4 protein-coding genes and 1 pseudogene are annotated in these 2,389 nt (G+C 61.9%); 1 reads left to right on the forward strand and 4 read right to left on the reverse strand.

Going from position 1 to position 2,389, the window contains the following annotated elements; translation table 11 throughout:
* Positions 1–195: 195 nt before the first annotated feature.
* Positions 196–564 carry an alpha/beta hydrolase gene (locus I5W_RS29940; protein ID WP_252717047.1) on the reverse strand — a complete coding sequence of 123 codons (369 nt, stop codon included), beginning with the start codon at positions 562–564 and terminating at the stop codon, positions 196–198.
* Between I5W_RS29940 and I5W_RS15945 the strand changes: the two genes are divergently transcribed.
* Positions 554–877, forward strand: a complete 324-nt coding sequence (locus I5W_RS15945; protein ID WP_252717048.1) for an SDR family NAD(P)-dependent oxidoreductase — start codon at positions 554–556, stop codon at positions 875–877. The genes I5W_RS29940 and I5W_RS15945 overlap by 11 nt on opposite strands.
* An 83-nt stretch (positions 878–960) precedes the next feature.
* Here the strand turns inward: I5W_RS15945 and I5W_RS15950 are convergent, their stop codons facing one another.
* From I5W_RS15950 to I5W_RS15955, 3 genes and pseudogenes are all read right to left on the reverse strand, one after another.
* Complete coding sequence (locus I5W_RS15950; protein ID WP_017453574.1) at positions 961–1,167, reverse strand: hypothetical protein; 207 nt, start codon at positions 1,165–1,167, stop codon at positions 961–963.
* 142 nt (positions 1,168–1,309) lie between these two features.
* Positions 1,310–1,459, reverse strand: a complete 150-nt coding sequence (locus I5W_RS29945; protein WP_252717049.1) for a hypothetical protein — start codon at positions 1,457–1,459, stop codon at positions 1,310–1,312.
* A gap of 83 nt (positions 1,460–1,542) precedes the next feature.
* Positions 1,543–2,389, reverse strand: a pseudogene (locus tag I5W_RS15955) (MFS transporter); the annotation flags it as partial.

Raw genomic sequence — 2,389 nt, forward strand, 5'->3', positions numbered from 1 at the left:
ATGGCCATGACGGTGGGCGCAGACATCTGGCAGAGCATGTATCTGGGATCGATTGCCGCTGCCTGCCAGGTCAGTCGCGTCGGCAATATTCCTTTGTCGGCAAGTGATCTGATGCAGGAGTTGGCTGACCAGCTTTGAAGCATCGGGTGATAAGGCTTTGGCGTGCACCTTATACCCTATCAGCGCTGGATCTTGTCAGCCGGCCATGACCCGTAATCTCGGTACCGTCGATACCTGACTTGGGCGTACATCGGCCTTGAAGCGCTGGACGGCCAGAAAGTCGACGATTTCGCGAGCAACGATTTCCTTATCGTTATCAAGCGTAATCATGTGGTAACTATTCTGCAGAATGACTTTCTTGCGGCACTGAGCACCAATCTTTGCCTCTACCAGATCGGCACTTTTGCGGCTGGCTACATCGTCTTGGGCAGCATGAACGATCAGCGTCGGCGTTCTTACGTCGCCCAGATGACGGTCATCGAGATGCTCTCCAGGTTGCGCAATGCTGGCGCGTGGCCGGGGTGCCATCGTCAATATCGGATCGATGTCGGGGATGATCGTCAACGTGCCGCAGCCGCAATGCCACTACAACGCCTCCAAGGCCGCCGTGCATCACCTCACGCGCTCGCTGGCGGTGGAATGGGCCACGCGCGGGGTGCGCGTCAATGCGGTGGCACCGACCTATATCGCCACGCCCCTGCTGCAGGAACTGGAAAAGGAACAGGCCTTGATCTCCCGCTGGCTGGACCTGACCCCACAACAGCGCATGGGACGGCCGGAAGAAATCGCCGCCGTGGTGGCCTTCCTGGCCTCGGACGCTGCCAGCCTCATCACGGGTGCGGTGATCAATGCCGATGGCGGCTACACCTGTATCTAGGCGTGGGCAAAGCAGGCGGACACAAAAAAGCCGGTCCCTTGCGGTGCCGGCTTGATCGGCTTGCTGCTGGCTTGCGGCAGGTGTCAGACGCGGTAGATCTTCTCTCCGGTCTGAACGATCCTGAATTTCTCGTTGGTCAGGGGATCCAGCGCCCGGCCATCCGCCAACTTGTAGGTGCGGCTGAAGGCCTGCGCCGCTTCATCGGCTTCGTCCTGCTGCGTCTGGTACACCTCGACGTGGTAAGGTGCGCCGGTCTTGCCCTTGGCATCGAATTTTTCCACCAGATCCATATATCGTCTCCTTAGTCGTGGCCTTGCGCCAGGGTCAACGATAGCAGATTTGACGGGGCTTTCCAGCGCATTGCATGTTGCAGCGCACAGGAGTGAAAATTTCTTCACGCCCCGGTCGACGAATCAGCGTCAAGGACGCCGATCAGAAGTGCAAGGTCACCCCCACCCCGAACTGGCGCGTGACTTCCGCCTTGTTCAGCCCGAATTTGGCGCCGGCATCCAGATCCACGGTCTTGTTGGGCGACCAAATCACCCCCACCAGGGCATAGGATGGCAGCGTCTTGCTGCCCACATTGGGGTTCTGCGCCACGCCGGTATCGGCCACCAGGCGCCATTGTTCATTGAGCCCATACCAGACGGCGGCCGAGGCGGTGTGCGCGCGGCACGCTCCTCATTGGATTGACCACGGATCAGGAGGATGAGCAGGACTGCGCCGATCAGGTCAAAGGCACCCAGCATACCGAATAGCGGGCCATAGCCTACCTTGTCGGCCAGCGCACCCACCAGCAGCGAGAAGCCCAGGCCCCCGATCCAGGCCGACATGCCGGCAAAGCCGCTGGCCGTGCCCACCTCTTCGGGATCGAACACGTCCGCCGAGAGGGTATTGACCAGGCCGGAAATCATCTGGTGCGCAAAGCCGCCCACGCAGAACAGCGCGATGGCGGTATAGGGCGAGGCCACCAGGCCGACGCAGGCGGGCCCGATCATCATCACCGCCCCCAGCACCACGCCATAGACGCGCGACCAGATCAGCGGCACGCGGAAGCGATTGATCAGCCAAGGCGACAGGTAGCCCCCCACCAGCCCGCCCAGGTCGGCCGCCAGGAAGGGCAGCCAGGCAAACATGGCGATGGATTTGAGGTCCAGGTGACGCTCGTTGACGAAATACAGGGGGATCCAGAAGCTGAAGGTCTGCCAGGCCGGTTCCGCAAAGAAGCGCGCCAGGGCGATGGCCCAGAAGCGGCGCGAGCTCACCACGTCCTTGACCGGACGCTTGCCGCGTACCGCGCTCACCGGGCGTTGCTGGCCGCTGACGATGGTCGTGCGTTCCTGCTCCGACAGCGCCGCATGGTCGCGCGGCGAGCGATAGAACGCAAACCACAGCGCGGCCCAGGCAAAACCGAGCACGCCGGTCACCACGAAGGCCGATTGCCAGCCATAGCGCAATTGCAGGAAGATCACCAGCGGCGGCGCCAGCATGGCACCCAACGAGGTGCCCGAA

It is taken from the genome of Herbaspirillum sp. B65, from assembly GCF_000333555.1.
Lineage (GTDB): Bacteria > Pseudomonadota > Gammaproteobacteria > Burkholderiales > Burkholderiaceae_D > Herbaspirillum > Herbaspirillum rubrisubalbicans.

Bases quoted from the DNA above. Each gene is read 5' to 3' on its own strand.
- I5W_RS15945 (WP_252717048.1), top strand. From the start codon at position 554: ATGATCGTCAACGTGCCGCAGCCGCAATGCCACTACAACGCCTCCAAG.
- I5W_RS15950 (WP_017453574.1), bottom strand. From the start codon at position 1,167: ATGGATCTGGTGGAAAAATTCGATGCCAAGGGCAAGACCGGCGCACCT.